General features: G+C 44.9%; 18 protein-coding genes. 9 read left to right on the top strand and 9 right to left on the bottom strand.

Annotated features, from left to right (window positions below; translation table 11 throughout):
- The first annotated feature begins 22 nt into the window (after positions 1–22).
- On the top strand, positions 23–1459 hold the full coding sequence (locus tag Q8K48_07980) for a GuaB1 family IMP dehydrogenase-related protein (protein MDP1852334.1): 1437 nt from the start codon (positions 23–25) through the stop codon (positions 1457–1459).
- Between the two features lie 12 nt (positions 1460–1471).
- Here the strand turns inward: Q8K48_07980 and Q8K48_07985 are convergent, their stop codons facing one another.
- The 4 genes from Q8K48_07985 to Q8K48_08000 all read right to left on the bottom strand — a co-directional run bounded on the left by Q8K48_07985 (position 1472) and on the right by Q8K48_08000 (position 5423).
- A complete protein-coding gene (locus Q8K48_07985) occupies positions 1472–2278 on the bottom strand; it encodes an ABC transporter permease (GenBank protein ID MDP1852335.1) in 807 nt (268 codons plus the stop codon).
- A complete protein-coding gene (locus Q8K48_07990) occupies positions 2278–3138 on the bottom strand; it encodes an ABC transporter permease (GenBank protein MDP1852336.1) in 861 nt (286 codons plus the stop codon). Before Q8K48_07990 ends, Q8K48_07985 begins: the two co-directional genes overlap by 1 nt.
- Positions 3139–3199: 61 nt before the next feature.
- Complete coding sequence (locus Q8K48_07995; GenBank protein ID MDP1852337.1) at positions 3200–4393, bottom strand: ABC transporter substrate-binding protein; 1194 nt, start codon at positions 4391–4393, stop codon at positions 3200–3202.
- A gap of 55 nt (positions 4394–4448) precedes the next feature.
- The gene (locus tag Q8K48_08000; GenBank protein MDP1852338.1) at positions 4449–5423 is read right to left on the bottom strand and encodes an ABC transporter ATP-binding protein; all 975 of its coding nucleotides are present in this window, start codon (positions 5421–5423) and stop codon (positions 4449–4451) included.
- Positions 5424–5529: 106 nt separating this feature from the next.
- Between Q8K48_08000 and Q8K48_08005 the strand changes: the two genes are divergently transcribed.
- Both Q8K48_08005 and Q8K48_08010 read left to right on the top strand, forming a co-directional pair.
- On the top strand, positions 5530–6930 hold the full coding sequence (locus tag Q8K48_08005) for a hypothetical protein (GenBank protein ID MDP1852339.1): 1401 nt from the start codon (positions 5530–5532) through the stop codon (positions 6928–6930).
- A complete protein-coding gene (locus Q8K48_08010) occupies positions 6908–7228 on the top strand; it encodes a PGPGW domain-containing protein (protein ID MDP1852340.1) in 321 nt (106 codons plus the stop codon). Before Q8K48_08005 ends, Q8K48_08010 begins: the two co-directional genes overlap by 23 nt.
- A 17-nt stretch (positions 7229–7245) precedes the next feature.
- Here the strand turns inward: Q8K48_08010 and Q8K48_08015 are convergent, their stop codons facing one another.
- Both Q8K48_08015 and Q8K48_08020 read right to left on the bottom strand, forming a co-directional pair.
- Positions 7246–8043: a tryptophan 2,3-dioxygenase family protein gene (locus Q8K48_08015; protein MDP1852341.1), complete on the bottom strand. Its 798-nt coding sequence runs from the start codon at positions 8041–8043 to the stop codon at positions 7246–7248.
- Positions 8040–9314, bottom strand: coding sequence for an aminotransferase class V-fold PLP-dependent enzyme (locus Q8K48_08020; protein ID MDP1852342.1), 1275 nt, complete (start codon positions 9312–9314; stop codon positions 8040–8042). Before Q8K48_08020 ends, Q8K48_08015 begins: the two co-directional genes overlap by 4 nt.
- A gap of 24 nt (positions 9315–9338) precedes the next feature.
- On the opposite strand from Q8K48_08020, the gene Q8K48_08025 reads away from it, so the two are divergent.
- Genes Q8K48_08025 through Q8K48_08035 form a run of 3 tightly spaced genes read left to right on the top strand, consistent with a single transcriptional unit; the run spans position 9339 to position 12597 of the window.
- Positions 9339–11108 carry an ATP-binding cassette domain-containing protein gene (locus Q8K48_08025; protein MDP1852343.1) on the top strand — a complete coding sequence of 590 codons (1770 nt, stop codon included), beginning with the start codon at positions 9339–9341 and terminating at the stop codon, positions 11106–11108.
- 14 nt (positions 11109–11122) lie between these two features.
- Positions 11123–11653: a TIGR00645 family protein gene (locus tag Q8K48_08030; GenBank protein MDP1852344.1), complete on the top strand. Its 531-nt coding sequence runs from the start codon at positions 11123–11125 to the stop codon at positions 11651–11653.
- Complete coding sequence (locus Q8K48_08035; protein ID MDP1852345.1) at positions 11653–12597, top strand: DMT family transporter; 945 nt, start codon at positions 11653–11655, stop codon at positions 12595–12597. Before Q8K48_08030 ends, Q8K48_08035 begins: the two co-directional genes overlap by 1 nt.
- Positions 12598–12615: 18 nt before the next feature.
- On the opposite strand, the gene Q8K48_08040 is transcribed toward Q8K48_08035, so the two are convergent.
- Positions 12616–13995, bottom strand: a complete 1380-nt coding sequence (locus Q8K48_08040; GenBank protein MDP1852346.1) for an NAD-dependent malic enzyme — start codon at positions 13993–13995, stop codon at positions 12616–12618.
- On the bottom strand, positions 13996–14634 hold the full coding sequence (gene upp / locus Q8K48_08045) for a uracil phosphoribosyltransferase (GenBank protein ID MDP1852347.1): 639 nt from the start codon (positions 14632–14634) through the stop codon (positions 13996–13998). It lies immediately after the preceding gene.
- 54 nt (positions 14635–14688) lie between these two features.
- On the opposite strand from upp, the gene Q8K48_08050 reads away from it, so the two are divergent.
- The gene (locus Q8K48_08050) at positions 14689–15240 is read left to right on the top strand and encodes a tRNA adenosine deaminase-associated protein (protein ID MDP1852348.1); all 552 of its coding nucleotides are present in this window, start codon (positions 14689–14691) and stop codon (positions 15238–15240) included.
- Positions 15237–15695 (top strand): tRNA adenosine(34) deaminase TadA, encoded by a 459-nt coding sequence (gene tadA / locus Q8K48_08055; protein MDP1852349.1) that lies wholly within the window; start codon positions 15237–15239, stop codon positions 15693–15695. Before Q8K48_08050 ends, tadA begins: the two co-directional genes overlap by 4 nt.
- On the opposite strand, the gene Q8K48_08060 is transcribed toward tadA, so the two are convergent.
- A complete protein-coding gene (locus Q8K48_08060; protein ID MDP1852350.1) occupies positions 15667–18006 on the bottom strand; it encodes an amino acid permease in 2340 nt (779 codons plus the stop codon). The genes tadA and Q8K48_08060 overlap by 29 nt on opposite strands.
- 103 nt (positions 18007–18109) lie before the next feature.
- On the opposite strand from Q8K48_08060, the gene Q8K48_08065 reads away from it, so the two are divergent.
- A complete protein-coding gene (locus Q8K48_08065) occupies positions 18110–19528 on the top strand; it encodes an NAD-dependent succinate-semialdehyde dehydrogenase (protein ID MDP1852351.1) in 1419 nt (472 codons plus the stop codon).

Consider the following 19528-nt stretch of genomic DNA (forward strand, 5'->3'; position numbering starts at 1 on the left):
TACCTGAGTATAGTTTCGATACGTGCGCTATATAAATAACCCAACCCACGACCTCACATATGACGATGTATTCATGGTGCCGAGCGTTTCAGAACTATCTAGTCGGATGGATGTTGACTTAACATCTAACGATGGATCAGGCACATCCATTCCTATAGTTGTTGCCAATATGACGGCAATTTCAGGCCGGCGAATGGCCGAAACAATTGCGCGTCGCGGGGGCATCGCCGTGATACCTCAAGATATTCCTCACGCTGTGGTCGACAGCGTCATAAAGTGGGTTAAAACTCGGCATACATTTTTTGATACTCCAATTACGTTGAACCCTGAGCAAACTGTTGCCGATGCCGTGAGCTTGTTATTTAAGCGTGCACATGGTGCCATCGTGATCGTTGATGACGGTAAACCGGTTGGAATAGTGACCGAAGAGGATTGTAAGAGTGTTGATCGCTTTACCCAGCTCCATAAAGTTATGAGCAAAGAGCTAATAACAATGGCAGACACATTGGATGCAAGAGCGGCTTTCGAGTTCTTAAACTTCCACCGCCACAAACTCGCTCCCGTAGTTTCTGCTAATGGCGATTTAGTTGGCATAATGACTCGAATTGGTGCCTTGCGTGGGACTTTGTATTCGCCCGCACTTGATAGCAATAAGAGATTGCGTATTGCAGCGGCCGTTGGAATTAATGGCGATATTGCCGCCAAAGCTGCTGCACTGATCGAATCCGGTGCAGATGTCTTAGTCGTTGACACGGCACATGGACATCAAAAGAAGATGATCGAGGCGCTACATGCGATTAGATCTTTAGGTGCATCAATTCCCATCGTTGCAGGAAATGTTGTCACAGCCGATGGCACACGCGATTTGATAGAGGCAGGAGCAACGATTGTAAAAGTAGGAGTCGGTCCTGGTGCGATGTGTACAACTCGCATGCAGACTGGAGTTGGGCGCCCTCAGTTTTCGGCAGTTCTTGAGTGCGCAGCAGAGGCGAAAAAATTAAGCGCTCACGTCTGGGCCGATGGAGGTGTTCGTCACCCGCGCGATGTTGCACTTGCCCTAGCCGCTGGTGCTTCACAAGTAATGATTGGCTCTTGGTTTGCAGGCACATATGAATCTCCTGGAGATTTACAGAGCGATGTAAATGGGAAATTGTTCAAAGAATCATTTGGAATGGCTTCGGCGCGCGCAGTTGCAGCACGAACAACAGGTGAAGATGCCTTTGATCGTGCAAGGAAATCTCTATTTGAAGAGGGAATTTCAACTTCACGCATGTATTTAAATCCTCAGCGCCCTGGTGTTGAAGATTTACTCGACGAGATTATTGCTGGTTTACGTTCATCATGTACATATGCTGGGGCGAACACGCTCGATGAGTTTGCACAGCGCGCAGTTGTTGGAATTCAATCTTCAGCAGGATATTCCGAGGGTCGCCCACTTCATACTTCATGGGTTAACTAGATATAAAGAGAGTTAAAAGCGCCCGCCAGAGGTTGAGTCTTGACTCAGACGTTGAGACAAATAGATAGGAAGAATCGAGAGAACCACCAGAGTTGCAGCGACAACATTTACGATTGGTGCTTGGTTTGGACGAAATAGATTATTGTAAATCCAAATTGGCAGCGTTTGAATTCCTGGACCTGCAGTAAATGTAGTTACGACGATTTCATCAAAGGAGAGACCAAAAGCTAGCAACCCTCCAGCAAATAAAGCCGAAGCTAGATTCGGTAAAGTGATTAAACGAAAAGTCGTAATGCCATTTGCCCCTAGATCCATCGATGCCTCTTGCAGGGATGTTCCCATTCGACGCAATCTGGCAATCGCATTGTTGTAGACGATGACGATACAAAATGTTGCGTGACCTATTACAACCGTAAGTAATCCAGTAGACATTCCTAACTGCTTAGTGAAGGCGTTATTTAGTGCTATTCCAGTTACAACACCAGGCAATGAAATTGGAAGAACGACAAGTAAAGAGATAACTTCGCGGCCAAAAAAACTATAGCGACTTACAGCAAAGGCCAAAGTTGTACCTAGTAGTAATGCGATAAAAGTAGCCGCTAAACCTGCAAAAAGGCTCCATTTCAACGCCTCACGAACACCAGTATTTTCAACGGCTTTAGACCACCACAAAGTTGTAAAACTAGATGGTGGCCATGAAAAGGTCTTACTTGCATTAAAAGAGTTGATAACTACAACTGAAAGTGGAATATAGATAAAGGCAAGCCCGACTCCCATAAGTGCCATGAGAGCATATTTGGCGCGAGTAGAAATAGTCATCACATGCTCGCTAAGGCGCCAGTTCGGCGAACTAGATAAAGATAAATTACCATAATAGTGATAGGTATCATCGATATAGTTGCAGCGAAAGGCAGATTAATACTGAAATTTTGGTAGACAACATTTCCCAACATCTGTAGTTTCCCACCGAGAATCTGAGCGGTAATGTAGTCTCCAAGGCTCAATGAAAAAGTAAACATAGAACCTGCCACCAGCGATGGAAAGATTAGAGGCAAAATTATTTTTCTAAATGTATAGAAATTATGTGCCCCTAAATCCCCAGATGCATCTAAAAGGTTATTGGGAAGTCTTTCTAAACCAGCGAAAATTGGAAGAATCATGTAAGGAAGCCATAGATATGAAAGCCCAATAATAATTGCTGGTCCTCCAAAACCAGGAGAGTGAATTCCGAGAGAGCCAAAGAGCCAGTCAACCACGCCCGTATTGGGTTCTAACATGGTGCGCCAGGCATAGATTTTTACTAAGTATGAAGCCCATAGCGGAGTGAGAACGAGTGCTACTAGGAGCTTTTGTGACTTCGGTTTTGCAATTTTTGCCATATAAAAAGCCATAGGAATTGCCAGAATTGAACAAATAACTGTGACACCAATAGCTATTCCAAGTGTTCTTAAAACTACGTTTTTATATGCGGCATCGGTGAACATGTCGTAGAAATTCTCAAGGTTAAATTTTTTGACAACATTTCCTGTGAAGCTATCAATTGTGAAGAACGCTGTGACAAGTAGTGTGGCTAGTGCGCCTAGATAGGCAACTACTAACCATAAAACAGGTGCAGTTAATAGAACCGCCAATCGAAGACGTGGCTTACGGTGCATCGAAGTTGCGAGTGAATCCAACATCTTTGCCCCTTATCTAATAAAAGGCCGGGTATGAGGTAATACCTCATACCCGGCTTAGAATTTATGAGTTACGTAAACTAGACCAGGCTTTCACCCATTCAGAGTACGGAACGCACTTCACATCTTTCCGGCCATCAAGGCAGGCTTCAGTTGCAGTATTCCAGTAATAAACATCTTCCCAGTAGGCATCATCTGCTGCATGGAAAGTTGTGCAGTGATTTGGATCAGCAGTTAAGGCACATGATTTAGCGTTAGAAGGAGCCTCACCAAACCATTCTGCAACTCCAGCATTTGCTTCAGGAGATGCAATGTGGTTGATCCACATGTAGGCACAATTAGGATTCTTAGCTTTACTGCTCACCATCCATGTATCTGACCAACCCGTTGAACCTTCGATTGGTTTAATTCCTTCAACAGGAGTCTTTTCACCCTTAGCTAAATTAATGTTTATTTGCCAAGTAGTTCCAAGAACTGTTCCGCCAGATTTGAGAGAGGCAACGTGCTTTAGGTAGTCGCCCCAATACTCACCAATGAGCGGCTTTTGGACTTCAAGAAGTGCAATCGCAGCATCAAACTGTGCCTGATCAAGGGCGTAGGGGTATGTAATACCAAGATCAGGTTGGGTTGCCATTAAGTACAAGGCAGCATCTGCTATATAAATCGCCGAGTCGTATGCAGTTATTGTGCCCTTATATGGCGAGTTAGCGTCGAAGACAGAACTCCAAGATGTAGGAGCAGGCTTGACTATATCGGTGCGGTAGGCCAGTAAATTAGCTCCACGTCCATGAGGCACTCCATAAGCAACACCATCAACTGAGTTCCACTGTTGCATCTTCAAATTCTCAAAGACATCAGCATAGTTTGGAGTCAGGTCAGTGTTTATGGGTGCAACATCGCCGCCATAAATTAAACGAAGAGAGGCATCACCAGAGGCAGATACAACATCATATTCACCGGTCTTCATCAATGCGACCATGTCGTCAGAGGATGTGCCATTTTTTACATTTACTTTGCAACCAGTTTCAGTTTCAAAACCAGTGACCCAGTCAACTGCTGGATCGGTCGATCCATTCTCGACATACCCTGCCCAAGCAACAACATTAACTTGACCTTCACCTGTGCCAAGCTCCTGCATCATCTCTATTTCAGGCAGAGCTCCTTCGGATGCAGAGTCGCTACCTGAACTGCATCCAGCGAGAATAAGTGCTGCAACGGATGCAACAGCAATTCGTGAAAACAGACGCTTCTTTTGCATCTGTACCTCCATCTATACAGTCCACATTCAGCGGTTGAATGTGGTTCTTAGCTCTTCATTGAACTAAGAATTCCTTTTCCTTATCCCACGACAGGGTAACGGATTCACCAATTGAGATATCCTCTGTCGGATTTGTTGAAATCATTGTGCTTCCAAGAGTTGTATCAATTAAATATCGGGTTACGGCACCTACAAAAATCGCATCTCTCAAGGTTCCTTGTATCGAACAATCACCAAAACGCGTGGTTTTTGAAACCGAAATGAATTCTGGTCGAATATTTACCTTCCTACCCTCAATTTCAATTTTATTAGTTTGTCCCACAAATTCTGAAACAAATAAACTTTGGGGATTTTCGTATATTTCACGTGGTGATCCTAACTGTTCAATACGCCCGTGATTAAACACAGCAATGCGATCACTCATTGTTAATGCTTCCTCTTGATCGTGAGTAACAAATATAAAAGTGATTCCAACTTCGCGCTGCAACTCTTTGAGTTCAATCTGCATCTGCTCCCGTAACTTCAAATCCAGTGCACCTAAAGGCTCGTCGAGAAGCAGAACCGATGGCCTATTCACCAACGCACGAGCTAGTGCAACTCGTTGCCGTTGACCCCCAGATAACTGCGCGGGCTTGCGGTTTTCATAACCCTCTAACCGAACCTGCTTTAAGGCTTGTATAGCCCGCTCACGTCGCGATGATTTATCAACACCTTTAACCCGTAGGCCATATTCAATATTAGAAATAACATCCATATGAGGAAAGAGTGCATAGTCTTGAAAAACCGTATTTACGTCGCGATCATAGGGCGGAAGTTGAGAAACATCTTTACCTCCAAGAACTATGGATCCCGAGTCTGGTTTTTCAAAGCCGGCAATCATCCGCAACACGGTTGTCTTGCCTGAGCCTGAAGGTCCAAGCAGTGTAATGAATTCACCTTCAAATATATCTAAATCCACTCCAGCAACTGCACGAATATCTCCAAAAGATCGAGTAAGCCCTCGGATTGAAACAATTACTGGCTTAGTCACAACCGATACTGTACTTAAAAACCCCTTGTTAAGTAAGCAAAAATCGCCTTAAATTTAAGCTTCCCCTGTTCCTAATTTCTAAGTGCATTTGGCTAGGCTAAGGCTCATGGCAAAACCAACAATCATTCTCGCCACTAGTAATGGTGTGGGAATGGGACATCTTGCCCGTACTACTGCAGTTGCGTTGGCGTTAAAAGAATTTGCCAACCCAATTATTGTTTCAATGGCTGGTGGAATCGCTGAAATCCCAGCTTTTATGGATATTCGCTGCGAATACATACCGGGGCGCGATCGATTATGGATGCCGCGAGAAAAGTGGGACTCATACCTTTGTGAGCGATTACTCGCTCTTATCGAAGAAACCGGGGCAAGCATTTTAACATTTGATGGTGTCGTTCCTTATCCAGGTGTCTTTGCTACCAAAATTAAAAATGGAAATCTTTGTCTTGTTTGGATTAGGCGAGGATTCTGGCAGAGAAATCTCTTAAGATTTGTTTTGCCTGTCTATTCAAAAGTTATGGATATTGTAATTGAGCCAGGAGATATTGCTAAAGCTTTCGATTTCGGACCGACTTCAAAACGTAAAGAAGCGATTTTAACTTCACCGGTATCACTATTTGAGAGAGAAAGTGCAATGTCACGCGATGATGCACGTCGAGCTTTAGGTTTAGATTTAGAACGACCAGTTGTTCTTGTTCAGCTGGGTACGGGAGACGGTGATGTTAATAGCAAGATGACCGCTGCTCTAGAAGGTTTAGTCGGCTGGAAAGAACTTCAGATTGTTCTTACTAAAGAGCCAATAGATAAAGATGGTAATTCACTTGCTCCGGACGGCCTGGATATTAAAGTTGTGCGCTATTTCCCGCTCGCAAGGGTACTAGAGGCATTCGATGCAAGTATTTGTGCAACTGGATATAACGGAGTTCACGAGCTATTACCAGCACGAATTCCGAGCGTCTTTGTGTCAAATATTCGTGGAACCGATGATCAAGAGGGAAGAGCGAGGTGGTGCCAAGAGTTTGGATATGCCCTAAGGGCAGATCACAGCAATTTAGGTGACATAACGGCAACCGTGAAAAAATTACAAAACCCTAAAGTGCGCGAGCAACTTTCAGCAAAATGCTCAGAGCTTCCAGGCACGACGGGCGGAGCTGAAATTGCAAAAATATTATTTAATTTATCTCTGCCGGAGAGGCCAAGCAAGCCTGCAGGTACTTCCCAAGTATTTCGCAAACTTGTTTATGTAAGTATTCGGCGAATGAGCCTTATATATCGTTATTTAAGGCCACATGCGGTTAGGCAGTCAACTGTGGAGGGATTAGCAGTCTTTGCAGATACAACTAAACCCAGCGAGATTCGCGAATTTATCACCTCAAAAATCCGCTTTGAGCATCTCATTGCAGGTGCATCTCCACATTATCGCGCACGTCGAGAAAAGATTGCCAATTCAGCCTATGGTAAGTCGAGTAGAAGGGAGGCAAGAGATGAATTTTCGACGGTGGATTAAGAAAACCCGAGCTGGACAAGTTCTGTGGAAGGTTTTCATTGGGGTTCTCGGGGGAGGAATAACTGTCCTTGGTGGTATTGCACTTATTGGTCCAGGACCTGGTGTATTAGTTGTTCTCGCGGGGTTAGGAATCTTGGCTACAGAGTTTGCGTGGGCGGGTGATGCAATGATGCATACGAAGAGAATCGCCAAGAAGACAGCCGATCGAGCGGGACTTCCAAAGTGGGCAAACTATTTCTTAGTATCAGCTGCAGCCTTAATTTCAATAATTTTTATTTTAATCTATTACTCCCGCTAATATATTTCCATACGTAATTAAAAGCGAGAGCGGATCTCCCAAAGATCCTTAAAAGCTGGATTGAAAAGCGTGCTCGACAGATACTCAACTCCAGTAGAGCCACCAGTACCAATTTTTCGGCCGATTGTGCGCTCAACCATTTTCACATGGCGATAACGCCACTCCTGAATTCCTTCATCGATATCTAATAATCGTTCACATACCATGGCGCTTTCTGGATCATTGCGGTGGATTTCGAGTAGAACATCTTGCACGCGAAGATTTGCTTCATAAGCACTGGTGCGGTCGCGGGTGAGCACGTCAGTAGGAATTGAATGCCCGCGTTTTGCTAAATAGGCAAGAGCCGAATCCCACACGGAGTTTTCTGAGGTAATGAGGGCAATTTCGGCTTGGATTGCTGGTGGCAAATGACCGGCCATTTTAGTATCTCTACGCCCTAGTAGCGCTTCAACTTTTCTAAATTGGGCAGACTGGAAACCACTAGATGATGATAAATATGAGCGAAATGCGTTGAACTGCAATGGCGTCATTGTTTCCAATATATCGATTTGGGTGACACAAACTTTCATGATTGTTCGGATTCGACCTAGTAGGGCAAGAGAATAATGTGTATCGCCGGCCTCCATTGCTCGTTGGGCCTGCACAAACTCATGAATCAGCTGCTTAAACCACAGTTCATACGTCTGATGGATAATAATGAAGAGCATTTCATCATGTTCAGGTCCAACCGATAATGGACGCTGCAGACTTAAAAGTTCATCAACGGCTAAATATGATGTGTAAGTGATTGCAGACTCGAAGTCATTTTCTTTCATGTGACTCGTGAACCACCTTCTTTTACCTCTTTATAGCGGCCCGATGCCACTAAATCGCGCATACGTTCAAAGCCATCCCAGACTTCAACATAAGAAGTTGGTAACGGAGATATTGCAAGACGAATGGAGTTAGGGGTTCGGTAATCAGGAATTACATTCGAAATTTGGCGAAGGGCAATACAAATTTGTGCCGCATCTGGGTGTACTAGCGAAATGTGTCCACCGCGCTCGTGAGATAGACGCGAAGTATTTAACTCTAAACCAAGAGGAGCGAGCCACGCATCGTAGAGTTCAATCATCATCTGGGTTCCAATTGCCGCTTTTTTTGCAATTGCGTTGATGCCCGCCTTATGAATCATTGAAAAAGCAGTCTGCACGCACCGGATTCCCATCAAAGTGGGGCTGGCAATCTGGAAGCCACGAATTCCTTGGGCTTTTTCAAAGACCGGACCCATTTCAAATTGAGCACCTTGGGCAAACCAACCTTGAATTGGCACTTGTAGTTTGTCTTGGATTTTTTTGTTGACGTATAACCAAGCTGGTGATCCAGGCCCAGAGTTACCGTATTTATAGGTACACCCCACACAAAGATCGACACCATTGTCATCTAAATTTAATTCGATTGCACCTACTGCATGGCTCGCATCCCAAACCACTAATCCGCCAATAGCTCCAACTTGATCTGTAATTGCTTTAATGTCAGTTCGAGCTCCTGAGCGATATTGAATAACCTCGAGAGTTACTAAAGCAACATCATCATTGAGGTATGGGGCTAAAACATCGGTGGTGATTCGCTCATGAGTAGCAATTGAGGGGTTTTCATTGTCAATAATGACAAGCTTCAAACCAAACTGCTTTGCTATTCCATCGAGAATATATCTATCTGTTGGAAAATTTGCTGCATCAGTGATTATTGTCTTTCGTCCAGGGCGAGCATTGATTGCAGCTAAACATAATTGATAGAAATTGATTGAAGTTGTATCGCAGACCAGCACCTGCCCTGGTCCAGCACCTAATGCAGCCGCCCCCAATAAATCACCGGTGGGTTGCGCTTCATCTACCCAATGCCCCCAGCCCATAACCACTTCTGGACCCCATTCGTCAACCATGAAACTATTGAGTGCAATCACCGTTGCTTTAGGTAAACGGCCGAGAGAGTTTCCATCCAAATAACACATGTCGGGATCACTGACTACAAACTGCGATTTAAAATGAGCTAAAGGGTCATTTCTGTCGAGTTCCAGTGCAAATTCGCGGTCAGTGACAGTCATGGATGAAAGGTACGCTCTCCCATCATGGCGCGCAATGTTGTAAATATCGAAGAGGTTTCAAAGGCCTTTGATATTAAAGAGCTACTTATCTCGGTTTCTCTTGGTGTTTCCGAAGGTGATCGAATTGGAATCGTCGGAAGAAATGGATCTGGTAAAAGTACTTTAATGAGAGTTATCGCTGGCATAGAAGCCCCTGATGCTGGGCGCGTTACAAAATCAAACGCAGCACGCATCGGCATTCTCTCTCAAGTTGATTCTGAAAACCCCGAGAGCACTGTTGGTGAAGTGGTTTTAGGAGATACTGCAAAACATGAGTGGGCGAGTGAACCGAATATCCGAGAGGTTTTCACTGGGTTATTTGGGAGCTTTGATGACCATATCTTTGACCGCAAATTTGGTCATCTATCAGGTGGAGAACGACGACGTGTTGGTTTGGCAAAGCTTCTGATAAATGAATTGGATCTGATTCTGCTCGATGAACCGACAAATCATTTAGATGTCGAGGGCGTTGCTTGGCTTGCAAACTATTTAAATAATCAAAAAGCTTTAGCGATTACGGTTGTAACTCACGATAGATGGTTTTTAGATGCTGTGACGAGTCGGACTTGGGAAGTTGTTGGTGGAAATGTTGAAGAGTATGACGGTGGTTACAGCGCTTTTGTTTTAGCTAAGGCCGAGCGCGCTCGCCAGAGCTCTGTCATGGATGCGCGACGTAATGGATTGATTCGTAAAGAGTTAGCTTGGTTGCGCCGAGGGGCACCGGCTAGAACTACAAAACCAAAATTTCGTGTCGATGCTGCTAACGTCTTAATCGCTGGAGAGCCTGAACCGCGCAATCAAGGAGAACTTCTCAAGTTCGCACTTAATCGACTTGGAAAAACTGTGTATGAAGCACATCATCTAAGTATTAAACTCGGTGATAATGAATTAATTAAAGATCTCTACTGGAATATAGGTCCTGGCGACCGCATTGGCGTAGTGGGAGTTAATGGTGCAGGGAAAACAACTTTAATACGTACGTTAATTGGAGAAATTCAACCAACATCCGGAAAGCTGGTCACTGGAGTGACTGTTAAGCCAGCATTTTTAACCCAACATTTAGATGAGTTAAATCCCACATGGCGTGTATTGGAAGCGGTAGAGAAAATTGCACATCGCGTGGAGCTAGGTGGCGGACGCGAACTTTCAGCGTCGCAACTGTGTGAGCGTCTAGGTTTCAATCGAGAATCACAATGGACACCAGTAGGCGACTTATCCGGCGGAGAAAAAAGGCGCTTGCAGCTGACCCGCTTATTAATGGATAGCCCAAATGTGCTCTTGCTCGATGAACCAACAAATGACTTTGATATTGAAACATTGACTGAGCTTGAAGATTTACTTGATAGCTATGGTGGAACATTGATCGTGATCTCACACGATAGATACTTCTTGGAGCGAGTGTGTGACCGATTTGTGGGATTGCAAGGTGATAAATCCGTGCGTGATTTACCACGCGGAGTAGATGAGTATTTAGAGCTTCGTGAGGCGAGCATTAATCAGTCGGCTGGGGCTCAGAGAGTGAAAAGAAGTTCAAGCGCCGCCGAAGAGCGCCAATTAAAAAAGGATAAAGCCCGCCTTGAACGACAGCTAGAGAAGGCAAATGCGAGAATTTCGGATTTAGAAATCGAACTCGAAGCGGTGTCATTGAAAGCTGAGGAGCTTCTTGAAATAACAAAGAATTTAGAAATCGAGAACAATCTTAGGAACAATTTAGAGGAAGAGTGGCTCCAGATCACACTAACTCTTGAAGATTGAGTTAAAATTTCCGCATGAATCGAATATCAAGCAGCATAGAAGCAATTCTATTTCGTTCCCGTTTTCTCCTAGCTCCTCTCTATCTTGGTTTAGTTGGGGCACTCTTTCTATTGACTTACCGTTTTCTAATTGAGTTTTACCACATTGCCATACAAATAGGAGAGGCAACGCCTCAGAGTTTTACACTTGACTTGCTCGCCTTGTTGGACCTAACTCTTCTTGCTAATCTGATTCTGATGGTGATTTTCGCAGGGTATGAAAACTTTGTTTCCAGAATCGATATTGCTACCGAATCCAAGGATCGTCCTCACTGGATGGGAACGATCGACTTTAGTGGATTGAAGATTAAATTGATTGGCTCGCTGGTTGCTATATCTGTCATTGAACTTCTTAAAGATTTTATTGAATTAGCAGGCCAAGATCATGTGGGTGGCGGCACAAAGTGGCGAATTGTTATTCATCTTACTTTTGTTGCCTCAGGTGTCTTATTTGCACTTATGGATTGGATTGCAGATAAAAGAGAGTTCCACGGCACTCATACTTAATGAGACTAGATCTCCTTGCCGCACTCTCTGGCGTAATGATTGCATTGCAAGCTCGAGCCAATGGTGAGCTCTCATATCGTTTAAACAGTGGTTTACAGGCTGCACTTGTTTCATTTGGCTCAGGCTTAATCATTATCGTCGCAATTTCACTGTTTAATCCTGCAATCAAAATGGGAATTTCCAATATTCGCAGCGCAGTCAAAAACGGCGAAATAGCTCGTTGGAAACTACTAGCTGGTGCACTTGGTGGAAGTTTTGTTGCAATTCAAACTCACATCGTTCCGCTCATTGGGGTTGCCATCTTCTCAGTGGCATCGATAGCTGGTCAAACAGCAACCTCTTTACTCGTTGATCGAATTGGATTGACAGGGGGAGGCAAAAAGGCGATTACCAAGCGCCGAATTACGGCAGCGGTGTTGACCGTCATTGCAGTCTTAGTCTCAGTTTTAGATCGCATTGATGCTAAAAATCTATCTATGATTGCGGTAATTGCAGGTTGTATTGCGGGTGCAGTAGTTGGAGTTCAACGTGCACTGAATGGTCAGATAAATGAGCACTCTCATCAAAGCTTTACGACCTCGTTATTGAACTTCATCACAGGAACTTCACTTCTACTAATTGTGTTTCTTATTGCAGTCGCAACGCATCGCACAAACTTCGTCTCGCTGCCACATGGACCATGGTGGATTTATACGGGGGGATTGATTGGGGTAATCTATATAGCTTTTACCTCAACAATTGTTCAACATTTGGGAGTACTAACTTTCACTCTCTTTAGTGTGGGCGGGCAGCTTGTTGGCTCACTCGTGATTGATTTAGTTTCTCCAACGGCTGGTGTGAAAGTTAGCTCCTACTTAGTCACTGGCATTGTTATGACGTATGCAGGGGTAATCGCAGGTGGCATAAGTAGTTCACGAGTGCAGAAACCAGCGAGGCATAAATGAAGAATGCTGCAAGTTCGATCATACTGACCTTTTCACTGCTGCAGCGACAGCTTTAGTTACATTGGGATCAAAAACACTAGGAACAATAAATGAAGCATTAAGTTGTTCAGGAGATACGCAATCTGCAATTGCTTCAGCCGCTGCAACCAATAATTTATCGGTTATTTTGTGTGCATTTGCATCTAATAAACCACGAAAAATACCGGGGAATGCCAACACGTTATTGATTTGATTTGGCTGATCACTTCGGCCGGTTGCAACAACTGTCGCATATTTGCGTGCAATCACTGGATCAATTTCGGGATCTGGATTGGCTAGAGCGAAAATAATTGAATTCGGTGCCATCGATGCAACATCCTGCTCTATCAAAACATTTGGCGCACTCACTCCTATAAATACATCCGCATCCTTCATTGCACCCGATATTTCCCCGGTATAATTATCTGGATTACTATTGTCTATAAACCAATTACGCATCTCATCATCAGAGCGAAGCAAAGATTTTGAAATTACTCCATCTTTGTCAAAACCAACAATTTGTGATGCCCCGCGTAAAACTAACAGGCGCGCAATTGCAGTTCCAGCAGCGCCAGCGCCGCTCATCACAATTTTTACATCTTTGAGCTCTTTATTGACGAGCCTTAAGGCATTGCGTAATGCGGCCGAAACAACTATCGCAGTACCGTGTTGATCATCATGAAAAACTGGGATATCTAAAAGCTCTCTTAATCGACGCTCAATTTCAAAGCAGCGAGGGGCTGAAATGTCTTCCAAATTAATCCCTCCATATACCGGAGCGATTAACTGAACTGTGCGAACAATTTCATCCACATCCTGAGTATCAAGACAGACCGGCCAAGCATCAACATCGGCAAAACGCTTGAACAGTGCAGCCTTGCCTTCCATCACTGGAAGCGCGGCAGCGGGGCCAATGTTTCCAAGACCTAAAACCGCCGAACCATCGGTTACGACGGCAACGGTGTTACGTTTAATAGTTAAGCGTCTAGCATCGGCCGGATCATCAACAATTGCTTGACAAATTCGTGCGACACCTGGGGTGTAAGCACGGGATAAATCATCGCGAGTCTTGAGCGGAACTTTAGAGGAAATCTCAATCTTTCCACCTAGGTGCAATAAGAATGTTCGATCACTCACCTTGCGAACAGTTAGACCTGAATTCTTTGAAAGAGCGAGCGTAATTTCTTCGGCATGTGCCAGGTCTGTGGTATCGCAGGTAATATCCAGAACAACTTTTTCTAAATGTGACTCAACTACATCAAGAGCAGTAATAGTTGCACCTGCACCTGAAATAATCGTTGTTGCTAATGCGACGGGTTGAGCAGAAGCTGGACCCTCAACACGGATTGTGATTCCGTAGCCAGGAGATGTCGAGGCCACCTACACAACACCATATAAGCGATCGCCAGCATCGCCAAGTCCTGGAACGATATATCCGAGTTCATTCAACTTTTCATCAAGTGCGCCAGTGACGATTGTGATAGGTACCTCACTTGAAGCAAACTCCTTTTCAACTGCAGCAATTCCCTCGGGGGCTGAGAGAATGCAAATTGCGGTAATGTCATTTGCTCCTAAATCAATTAAGTAATGAAAAGCGGCAATCAAAGTACCGCCAGTTGCAAGCATGGGATCTAACACAAAAACCTGGCGCCCAGATAAATCATCTGGCAATCGATTGGCGTATGTGCTGGCCTGAAGGGTTTCTTCATCGCGAACCATTCCAAGAAAACCAACTTCAGCCGTTGGAATTAGTTTGCTCATGCCTTCAAGCATTCCAAGGCCAGCGCGCAAGATGGGAACTACAACGGGTCGTGGTTCGGCCATTTTCAACCCATTAGTTTTAGTAACTGGTGTTGTTATCGCCACGGCGTGCGTACGAACATCTCGCGTGGCCTCGTAGGCAAGAAGAGTTACAAGTTCTTCTACTAAACGACGAAAGGTCGGTGAATCGGTACGTTCGTCGCGTAAAACCGTTAATTTATGGGCTATCAGTGGGTGATCTGCAACATGTACCTTCATACCCCTTACCTTACAGGGGTTTCATTCCTTTCCAATGAGTGGAACTATAAGCGCATGCCTGAATTCGACGATGACCTCGACGATGACATCGAAGAATTCGATGTCCAAGACGAAGTCGGCGTGCCAGAGACCAAAGAAAGTAGCCCGCCTAATGAATTGGACATTGCAGTGGCGGCTTGGCATGAAGACGGCCGCTGGACCTTAGGTATATTGCCCGACCCTACGGATATTGCGCAGATAATAACAAGTCTTAAATCACAGCAAACAAATGGCGGAGCAATTGCGTTGATTTCAATAGACGAAGAGTTTTTCATTATTATTCGAGTTCTTGGATCGCACATTTCTTTATTCTTAAGTGACTCATCATGTGCTTTTGATTACCCAGTTGCCGAAGAGTTATTAGAGATTGCCGATCTACCAATGCCTGAAGATGACGATGATGCAAATCCAATTGGTCATATTGAAATTTTGTCAGATCTTGGAATGAATGGCATGGAAATCTCTGCTCTTTGCGATGATCCCGAACTATTTCCAGATGAACAACTTGAAGCTATAGCAAATCGGTTGGGTTTTGGAGATCAGTTTGCCGAACTTTTGCAACTGTGAACGATGAGGAGTTAATGCGTGTAGCAATTGATGCGGCGCGCAGTTGTCATGTAAGTGGAGACGTTCCTGTCGGCGCATTGGTCATCAATCAAATTGGTGAAATTATTTCAATAGGCCATAACGAGCGTGAGCTTCATGGAGACCCCACAGCTCATGCTGAGATTGTTGCTCTGAGGCGAGCAAGTGAAAAAACTAAGACATGGCGCTTAGACAATCACACTCTCGTGGTAACCCTTGAACCTTGCTCGATGTGTGCAGGAGCAATCGCTCAAGCTCGTATTTCGACGCTCATCTTTGGGGCTTGGGATGAAAAAGCAGGTGCAGTTGGCTCTGTCTGGGATATTTTGCGAGATCCTCGTTCATTATTTAAAGTTGAAGTCCGAGCTGGTGTTTTAAAGGATGAATGTGCTTTACTTCTTAAAGATTTTATACAAGGAGTTCGTACGAAGGATTAAGAATGACCATCGATCCATTTTCTTCCCCGACCATACCTTCGGCACGTAATTGGGATCCAACTTCGAGGCCAGCAATATCTCGTCGACCCAAGAAATGGAGCGAGACCCCACCCGTTTCATCCCAAATCTCTACTTGCAAAGTTGGTGCTGCCCCACGTGGTGCGGATTTAATTGATGTTACTTGACCTTGAACTTTGGCACGCTTTCGCCATTGAATTTCACCGATTAACGTAACGTTTTTAGTGTGGTGGCTTATTGGTTCACTATTTTCGGGTTCAGTTTTCTTGATAGGCGTCTTCATCACAATCGAGGAATCTGGCTTTACTTCATGAGATTGGTGAATTTCAATGTTGGACATTGAAGTGATGCGGTCTACATCGAAGGGAACGATAGTTGCAACGACTTTAGGTAATTGAGAAATCGGTGCAGCAATTTGTTCTGCGGTCTGATCATGTAATAAACGGCCTAAGAATCCAGAGTAGGCACGACGAGGTAATAACAAAGTCAATTCAACATCGCTGCGCTCGGTTGTACGAATTGCGTAATCAAGTGCTGAATTTGCCAGGCGTCGATCCGGACAGTCGATTAATTCGAGGGCAACATCACTTACCGCCTCGGACGCGGCCCAGGCTTTTTGAATATCTTCTGCGCGTCGATCATCAATTACGAAGTGAACCGCGGCCAAGTTACGGGGATTAAGGCTTCGGGCATATCGAATCGCACCAACTGTGGCGATATCGAGGCTATCGACAAAGACAGTGACATCATGTCGGGTAATTGAAGTTGCCCGCTTTTGATGCTCTTTGACTGAGAGTGCTTCTTGCTCGCTAACGTACTGCTTGCGTAAACGAAGGAAAGTTACAACCAAAATTGGTGCGGTAACCAAAACCAACCAGGCACCTTCCGTGAATTTAACTACTGAAAAGATAATCACAATGAGGAAGGAAATTGAGCCGGCTAGAGCATTAATAAAGACTTTATATCTCCAAGCGCCTTCTTTGTGTCGCAATGCATGGCGAGTCATCCCAAAGCCAGCTAAACAAAAGCCAGTAAATACACCAAGTGCGTAGAAGGCTACAAGGTGTTCAACCGATCCTGCAGTAAATAGAACTAAGAATATTCCGCCACCGGCTAAGAGAAGAATTCCATTTGAAAATGCCAAACGGTGGCCACGCTTGGTCAGCTGTCGAGGCAAGTATCCATCAGTTGCAACGAAGTTACACAATAGCGGGAAGGCACTATACGTTGTATTAGCGCCAGCAAACAAAATTAACATAGTTGCGAGCTGCACCATCACGAACATAAAAGAGCCAAAGACACCGTCGCCAACGATAGTCTTTGCAATCTGGGAAATAACAGTCGGTGTACCTGATTCATAAGGCATCGCATAAACTTTGTGAGCAAACCATGAAACCCCGAGAACTAATGTTCCGAGCAGTCCACTCATTATAAATAAAGTGCGGCGTGCGTTAACGTGTTCAGGCTGCTGGAATAATGCCACACCATCAGAGATAGCCTCTAATCCAGTCAGAGATGAACCACCATTAGCAAATGCGCGGAGCAGAATGAATATCGCAGCAAAAGTTAGAAGACCTTGCTCTTGGCCGACTTCAACGGCACCAGGAAGGTTAGTCGCCAGTTGATCGAGAGTTCCATTAAATTGACGGTAAAGACCCATCGAAAAAACGATAAACATGCATGCGATGAAGAAGTAAGTTGGAAAGGCAAAGGCTTTACCTGCCTCTTTAACGCCGCGGAGATTTCCATATGTTAGAAGTACAATCACTAATAAAATCATAGGAATTTTCCATGAATGGAGCCCTGGAAAAGTTGAAATAATTGCGGCTACTCCTGCAGCAGATTGAATCGCAACAGTCACAATGTAATCAAGCATTAATGCAACGGCCGCAATTTGTGCAACGACCGGGCCAAAGTTATCTCGAGCGACAATGTAAGCGCCGCCAGTTTTGGTATACACATTGATTACATTGCGGTAAGAAAGCGTAATAATCGTCAAGATAACGAGAACGACGGCCGTCATCGGCATCAAAATTGCAAACGCCGCTAACCCAAATGCTGGCAATAAGGCAATAAGAATCTGTTCAGAGCCATATGCTGAGGATGAAATACAGTCAGAGGCTAGGATTCCGAGTGCGAAACGCTTTTTTAATCGCTGATGAAGAAGCGTGTGCCTATTTAGCGCATTTCCTAAGAGCTTTCGCTTTATTTTGTATGCAAATGTATCTTTCAGATGTGCATGATCCTGCAGCACAACTGGTGTGGGCGCATCATCGGTCCACGCTTTTGGCACTCTCACTCCTTAATTAGTCGCGAAAAACGCAACACAATTGCAATGACCCTATCGTAGAGCGCGCAGACTTCAACTTCTTGCAGGCTGAGCGTATGCTCGCCCCATGCATACACAGTTATATATCGATGGCCAATGGGTTGATGGAATCGGTACAGTCGCCGTCCATGACCCCAGTGATGGATCAGTTATTGCCCAAGTTTCACTCGCTAGCGATGCCCAATGTGAAGCGGCGGTGGCGGCTGCTGATGCCGCGGCGGTGACGTGGGCCAATACAGCGCCTCGATATCGCTCGGAGATACTTCGTAAAGCATTTGAAATTATGAGCAGTGAAATTGAAGCGATTGCTACGTTAATCTCTCGCGAAAACGGCAAAGCAATGCCTGATGCTCGTGGTGAAGCTACTTATGCCGCTGAATTTTTCCGCTGGTTTGCCGAGGAAGCTGTGCGTACCCCAGGCGATTTCCGTAAATCTCCATCGGGGGACAAGAGGATATTAGTAACACATCAACCAATTGGTCTCTCAATTCTCATTACGCCCTGGAACTTCCCAGCGGGCATGGCCACTCGCAAAATTGGTCCGGCTGTGGCAGCTGGCTGCACGATGATTTTAAAGCCAGCGACCGAAACACCACTAACTGCGATGTACATCGTTGACATTATGGAGCGGGCTGGCCTACCAAAAGGTGTTTTGAACTTGGTACTTCCAGAAAAGACTGGCCCAGCAATTTCAAAGATGTTACACGATTCGCGCGTTAAGAATCTTTCATTTACTGGATCAACTGAAGTGGGCCGAGTACTTTTGAAAGAGGCGGCAGACAAAATCATTCGTTGCTCAATGGAGCTTGGTGGAAATGCTCAAGTGATTATTCATGATGACGCCGATCTAGCGATAACTATTCCGCAATTGCTTCTAGCTAAAATGCGTAATGGAGGAGCGGCATGCACGTCAGCAAATCGAATTTATGTTCAGCGTGCGATTGCGGACAGGTTTATTGCCGAGTTTACTAAATCCATGTCAGCCTTTGTTATGGGTCGCGGAATTGATGCAACCACAACACTTGGTGCAAGTGTTTCAATGAAAGAGCGCAATAAAATCGCTGAGATTGTTGATGAATCGATCGCCGCTGGCGCAAAAGTAAAGGTTGGCGGAACTAAACCCGATGGCGATGGCGCTTTTTATCCTGCAACGGTTTTGACAGTAGAAAAAGATAATCCAATTCTTCACCATGAAATATTTGGACCAGTTGCGCCAGTTGTAATCTTTGACACCGATGCAGAAGGCATAGCATGGGCAAATGACACCGATTTCGGTCTCATTAGTTATGTGTTCTCTAAGGATCTAACCCGCGCTTTACGCACCGCCGAGGCAATGGAGTCCGGGATGGTCGCCATAAACAAAGGCGTAATTTCAGATCCTGCAGCCCCATTTGGTGGCGTTAAACAATCTGGCTTGGGCCGTGAAGGCGGCTTTGATGGAATCCATGAGTTCTTGCAAACTAAATATATCGGCGTTGAAATTTAG

Origin of the sequence: Candidatus Planktophila sp., from assembly GCA_030681675.1 — a bacterium.
In the GTDB taxonomy this organism is placed as follows: Bacteria; Actinomycetota; Actinomycetes; order Nanopelagicales; family Nanopelagicaceae; genus Planktophila.